Raw genomic sequence first — 6508 nt, forward strand, 5'->3', positions numbered from 1 at the left:
GTGAGGCTCGGACTCGTTTTAGGGGCGTGACCACCATTTGACCGGTGGGCGGGTGCGATCGCGCAGTCGCGCCAGCGACGCGGCCATCAGTTCACCCGCGTGGTGGCGGTCGTTGACCTGCGGAGTTCGGCTCGGGTCGATATGCGCTGGCGCTATCCACCCGGTACGGCCCGCGTACTCGGAATCTTCTGGCATGGCAATGGTTTTCCAGCCGCCCGGCCCGTCATGGATGAGCGCGTGGCACGCGTCGCAGGCCAAAGTCAGGTTTTCGATGTCCGTCTTGCCGCCCTTGTTCCATTCGGTGACGTGGTGCACCTGGGTCAGAGTGGCCGGAGCAGAACAGCCGGGGCGGGTGCAGCCGCGCTCGGTGGCGATCAAGGCCATCCGCTGTGCGGAGTTGGCGAGGCGCTTGGACCGGCCCAGGTGCAGGGGGCGTCCGGCGTGGTCGAAGATCGTCAGGAACGGCTTGGACTTCTGCGCCAGCTGCAACGCTTCTTCCAGCGGCACGGTCCCACCAGAAGCGGTGGTGGCGACACCGGCGGCGGCTTCGACCTCCGCGAGCGACATGGTGATGATCGTGGACACGGGCAGCCCGCGGTGCTGACCGGTGTTCTCCGGGCCCATTTCGGGGCGCAGGAACGCCAGCAACGCGTCGTGGTTGCGCTGCGCGGCCGTGCGGGGATCGCGGCGTGCTGCGCGCTCCAACCCCGCGAGGGCTTCGTCGTCGAGTCCTTCGGTGGTCCAGGGGCTTTCGGCATCATCGGCATGGCACATGCCCGGCCGCGCCAAGCTGGCGAAGATCGGGTCCAGCACGGCGCGCAGCGCGGGCGTCACCTGCGCGGTGATCACCGACATCCCGTCGACGCCCTGCTTCCCGAGCGTCACGCCACGGCGACGCTGCCGGTCGACCTCGCGGGTGAACCGGCCATCCGGGTCGAGGTAGCCGAGGATCCGGTCGCCGATCTTCGGCAGGTCGTCCGGCGTGGACTGTGCGGCGAAGCCCGCCAACTGGAATTCGGCGAGTTCGCGGTCCTCGACGGCGGTTTCGGCGGGGATGCGGTCCATGATCTGCGCGATCCGCCGCGCGGAGTCCGCCGACACCATGCCCATCTGCTGGTAGGCGGCGGTCCAGGGCAGCCGAGGCTCCAACACCTCACCGCCGGACTGGCGCACCCCGAGCTGTTCCGCGGCCCGCACCCGCGCACAAGCGTCGCCGTGGCCGAGGCGCAGGGTTTGTTCGAGGTACTTCGAAACCGTTTTCGCCCCGGCCTTTTCCGGCAGGTTCCGAATCTCGATCTCCCGAATCAGCTTGTGCTCGAAGGCGGCCATCCGGCGGCGCGTGGTCTCCCAATCCCGCATCAATTCCACGAGATCCTCATCCGCCATCGGATCCAGGGAGTCATTGAGCAGAACGTCCACAGCATCGAACACCACACCGGTGGCATCGCCCACCGTGATGTCCTCGCTGAGAATCGGCCCGCCCAATTTCATGCCCCTATTCTATCAATTCCCACCTTCACCCGTGACACGAATTACCATATATAGCAGCGCTTTTCAGATTCTCACCATACAATTACGACCGTTCGGTCAGCCGCAAATCCCGGCCGATAATCTCCCGCATGATCTCGGAAGTCCCCCCGTACACCCGAGTGATCCGCGCGTCCGCAGCCATCCGCGCGATCGGGTATTCACGCATATACCCGTAACCACCGAACAACTGCTGACACCGGTCGATGCACCGAAACTCCATCTCCGAAGCCCACAGCTTGGCCTTCGCGGCATCGGCGGGCGTCAACCGCCCCGCGTTCAACTCCACAACACACTTGTCGATGAACGCTTCCGCGACCGACACCTCGGTGGCCACGTCGGCGAGGGTGAACTTGGTGTTCTGGAACGCCCCGATCGGCTGCCCGAAAGCCTCACGCTCCCCGACGTATTCGATGGTCGTCCGTAGGGCGACCCGGGCCCGGGCCAGGCAGGCGACGGCGATCTGCATCCGTTCCTGGGGCAGGTTCCGCATCAGATAGGTGAATCCCCGGCCCACCTCCCCGAGCACGTTCTCCTTGGGCACCCGCACGTCGGTGAAGCCGAGTTCGGCCGTGTCCTGCGAATGCAGCCCGAGTTTGTCGAGGTTGCGGCCGCGTTCGAAGCCCTCCATGCCGCGCTCGAGCACCATCACGGTCACCCCGGCGTGCCGTTCGGCGGAGGTCCGCACGGCGGTGATCACCAGATCCGCGTTGATACCGTTGGTGATGAACGTCTTCGCGCCGTTCACCACGAAGTGGTCGCCCATATCGACTGCCGCCGTGCGGATTCCGGCGACATCGGAGCCCGCTCCCGGCTCGGTCATGCCGATGGCCGCGATCCGGGTCCCCGCCACGAACCCCGGCAGCCACCGCTCCCGCTGTTCCTCGGTCGTCAGATCCACCAGGTACGGCGTGCAGATGTCATTGTGCAGGGCGAAGTTCAGTCCCACTCCCGCGCAGTCGGCCTCCATGAACTCCTCGATGAGGATCTGGTTGAACCGGAAGTCCGCGACGCCCAGCCCGCCGTAGCTCTGCGGCACCGCGAATCCGAGCAGTCCCAGGTCGCCGGCCCGCGCGAACACCGACCGCGGCACGATCCCGGCCGCTTCCCATCCCAGGTAGTGCGGCGCGACCTCCTTGCGCACGAATCCCCTCGCCAGCTCGGCGAATGCCAGATGATCGTCACCGTAGTGCCCTCGTTCCATGGACCCATGGTTGTGGACGATCGCCGCGCGGGACCAGAGAATCCCGGCCAATCGGGGTGGTCGAGGACGGATTCGATCCGTCCTCGACCACTCGCATCCGACGCCTACCCGTCGACCGTGAGTACCGTGCCCGCGGCGACCGTCAGGTTGCCTTCGCGCACGGCGAATCCCAGACCCGGTTCCAGCGGAACCGCGCGGTCGAGGGTCACCGCCAGTTCGACGGTGTCACCCGGCATGGCACGCCCTTCCGGCAGCGTCACCTGCCCGGAGACATCGCCCGTACGGACGAAGAACTGCGGGCGGTAGCCGCTGGCGATGGGCGTGCGCCGACCACCCTGCGCGGCGGTCAGCAGCCGGACGCGCGCGGTGAAACCGGTGTGCACGGCGATGCTGCCCACCGCCGCGACCACCTGACCGCGCGCCACCTGACCGCGTTGCACACCGCGCAGCAGCAGCGCGACATTGTCGCCGGCCTCGGCCGATTCCATGGTGCGGCCGAAGGTCTCGACGCCGGTGACCACGGCCTCGATCGCGCCGCCGTAGCCGAGCACCGCGACCTTGTCGCCCATCCGGACCACGCCGCGCTCCACCGCCCCCGTCACCACGGTGCCGCGGCCGGTGATGGTGAGCACGTTCTCCACCGGCATGAGGAACGGCGCGTCGAGGTAGCGCTCCGGCATGGGCACGAACTCGTCGACGGCGTCGAGCAGCCGGACCAGCTGGTTCGACCAGTGCTCGTCGCCCTCGAGCGCCCGCAGCCCGGACACCGGCACCACGGGGACGCCGTCGCCGTCGTAGCCGTTGGCGGACAACAGCTCTCGCACCTCCAGCTCGATGAGCTCGAGCAGCTCGCCGTCGGCGACATCGGACTTGTTGAGCGCGACCACGATGTGCTCGACGCCCACCTGCCGCGCCAGCAGCACGTGCTCGGCGGTCTGCGGCATCACGCCGTCGTCCGCCGACACCACCAGGATGGCCCCGTCGAGCTGGGCCGCGCCGGTGATCATGTTCTTCACGAAGTCGGCGTGCCCCGGCATGTCCACGTGCGCGTAATGCCGTGTCGCCGTCTCGTATTCGACGTGGGCGATATTGATGGTGATGCCGCGCTCGATCTCCTCCGGCGCCCGGTCGATCCGATCGAACGGGACGAAAGCGGTACCGCCGCGCTCGGCCAGCACCTTGGTGATGGCGGCGGTCAGCGTGGTCTTGCCGTGGTCGACGTGACCCATGGTGCCGATGTTCAGGTGCGGCTTGGTTCGGACATAGGCCTGCTTGGCCATGATGAATTCTCCATCCGGGATGTTCGAGGGGGACCTCAGCAGCGAGCCGACCTTCCCCGTCCGAGGTCCCGGGACGTCCCGGAGAAGGTCAGCGTCGTGCGCCGTCGAATGCGGATGCCACCAGGACAAGCGCAGGGAGGTGGAGCGCAGCCGTCGCGCCCGCGACTGCGGGGTATGCGGCGATGGACTGCGGGAACATGCGAGACATGCTGCCCGGCGGAAGCTGTCTCGCGCCAGTTATTTTCGCACCGGGCCGAACCGGCTGACGGCGACGAAACCCGCCGCGGCCAGGATCATGACGGCCGAAACCAGCAGCGCCACATCGAGTCCGTGATGGAAGGCGACGGTCGCCGTCTGTAGCACCTCGTTCACATGCGGGGCGTATTTCAGCGCCGTGGCCAGGTCGACACCGGCTGGGATACGCCCGCGCTCGACGGCGTCGATGGCGATCGGTTGCAGGTTGTCCGGCAGACCCAACTCGGTCATACGAGTGCGCAGATCGGCGGTGAGGAACCCGTTGACCAGGGACCCGAGCACCGCGACCCCGACCGCCGCCCCGACCTGCCGCATGGTGTTGGTGGCCGCCGCGGCCATGCCCGAATGCTCGGCGGGCACTCCGGTCAGGACAGCTGAGGTCAAGGGCACCACCGCGATTCCGAACCCGAGCCCGGCGACCGCCAGCGTGATCGCCAGCGGCGTGAATTCGACCGTGCCGTCCAGCGAATGCCGGGTCAGCAGAATGCCGCCCGCCCCCACGACGCACCCTGCGATCATCGGCATCCGCGCCCCGCTGCGCGCCACCCAGAACCCCGCCGCCAGCGATCCGCCCACGATGGCGACCGCCATCGGCGCGAACACCGCCGCCGTGCGCCCGGCCGAATAGTGGATCATCACCTGCAGATACAGCGCGGTGAAGAAGAAGATCGAGAAGACCCCGAAGTAGACCGCGAACGCGACCACCAGCGCGCTCCGCACCGGCGGCAGCCGCAGATACCGGAAATCGAAGACCGGGTTGCGGACTCGCGTCTCGACGATCAGGAACGCCACGAACGCGATCGCCCCCACCGCGAACAACGCGATCACCGACGGCGCGTCATACCCCCGGTCCTCGCCCGTGATCGCCGCGAAGATCACCGCGCTCAGGAAGATCGCGCCGAGCAGCGAGCCGAGCCAATCCGGCTGCCCCGGTTGTGGATCCGCGCTCTCGGGTACGTAGCGCAGCGCCGCCGCCAGCACCACGACGCCGATGATCAGGTTGAACCAGAAGATCGACCGCCATCCCCACGCCCCCACCAGCGCCCCGCCCAGCACCGGCCCCGCGGCCAGCGCCAGCCCGGACACCGCCGCCCACACCCCCAGCGCCTTGGCGCGGGTCCGGGCCTCGGGGAACACCTGCCGCAGTACCGACAAGGTGCCCGGCTCGGACGCGGCCGCCCCCAGCCCCATGACGGCGCGCCCGAAGATCAGCACGGGCACGCTCGTGGCCAGTGCCGAAATCACCGATCCGGCACCGAAGATCACCAGTCCGATCACCATCACCCGTTTGCGGCCCCAGCGGTCGCCGAGCGATCCGGCGGCCAGCATCAGGCTCGCGAACACCAGCGTGTAGGCGTTGACGACCCATTGCAGCAGCTGGACATCGGTGCTCAGGTCTGAGCGGATGTCGGCCAGCGCGACGCTGACGACGGTCGTGTCGAGGAAGGTTACGAACAGGACCGCGGTGACCGTGGCCAACGCGATTCCGGGCCGCGCCGCACCGCGCGACGTGTCACCGATTGCCACCTCCCCAGGTTACGGGGCGCCGATAACAGCTGTCCGGTTTCGATCGGCGTGGCGGACGGCCGCGCGATATCGGTTCGGCGACAGCCGATCAGCTCGACAGGGTCGCCAGCGCGCCCGGCTTCAGCACGTCCTTCAGCTCCGACCACCAACAGCCGGCCAATGGCCGCCGCGGACGGCCGCCGGTCGGCTCGGCCAATGGCCCACACGTACGCGGTGTGACGCGCAGGATGTAGGCGAACCCCGGAGGCAGGCCCGGTGTTCGAGCGGAAAGGTGAGGATCGGTGCAGGACAGGCGGCTGATCGGCGGCGGCCCGGCCCCTCTAGACTGCCGAACGGGGAGGTCGGTTTGCTGAGGTTCTCGGTACTGGGCGAGGTCCGCGCATGGCGCGGGGACACGCCCTTGGATCTGGGCCCGCCACAACGGCGGGCGGTGCTCGCCGCACTATTGCTGCGCGAGGGCAAGGCGGTCACGGCCGCCGAACTCGTCGAAGGCATCTGGGGCGAGGACCCGGTGCTGCGCGCCGTCCCCGCGCTGCGCACCCACGTCGCCAAACTCCGCCGCGAACTCGAACCCGGCCGCGCCAATCGCGGACCCTCGAACCTGCTGGTCTCCGTCGGCGACGGCTACGTGCTGCGACTGCCGCCCGGCCACACCGACATTCACGAGGTCGCGGGCCAGGTCGCCGCGGCCGAACGGCTGCGGCGCGAGGACCCC

The 6508-nt window shown here is 68.4% G+C and carries 5 protein-coding genes; 1 reads left to right on the top strand and 4 read right to left on the bottom strand.

Translation table 11 applies throughout. From position 1 onward, the window contains the following. Positions 1–18: 18 nt before the first annotated feature. From ACWELJ_RS03685 to ACWELJ_RS03700, 4 genes are all read right to left on the bottom strand, one after another. A complete protein-coding gene (locus ACWELJ_RS03685) occupies positions 19–1491 on the bottom strand; it encodes a DUF222 domain-containing protein (protein ID WP_452364625.1) in 1473 nt (490 codons plus the stop codon). An 82-nt stretch (positions 1492–1573) separates the two neighbouring features. After that, positions 1574–2731, bottom strand: coding sequence for an acyl-CoA dehydrogenase family protein (locus ACWELJ_RS03690; RefSeq protein WP_452364626.1), 1158 nt, complete (start codon positions 2729–2731; stop codon positions 1574–1576). A gap of 104 nt (positions 2732–2835) precedes the next feature. After that, positions 2836–4011, bottom strand: coding sequence for an elongation factor Tu (tuf, locus tag ACWELJ_RS03695; RefSeq protein ID WP_452364627.1), 1176 nt, complete (start codon positions 4009–4011; stop codon positions 2836–2838). 237 nt (positions 4012–4248) lie between these two features. Then, positions 4249–5793 (bottom strand): MFS transporter, encoded by a 1545-nt coding sequence (locus tag ACWELJ_RS03700; protein ID WP_452364628.1) that lies wholly within the window; start codon positions 5791–5793, stop codon positions 4249–4251. Between the two features lie 346 nt (positions 5794–6139). Here ACWELJ_RS03700 and ACWELJ_RS03705 point away from each other — a divergent pair. Next, positions 6140–6508, top strand: a 369-nt coding sequence (locus tag ACWELJ_RS03705; RefSeq protein ID WP_452364629.1) for an AfsR/SARP family transcriptional regulator, incomplete at its 3' end; no start/stop codon positions are given.

This window comes from Nocardia sp. NPDC004582 (genome assembly GCF_053602115.1).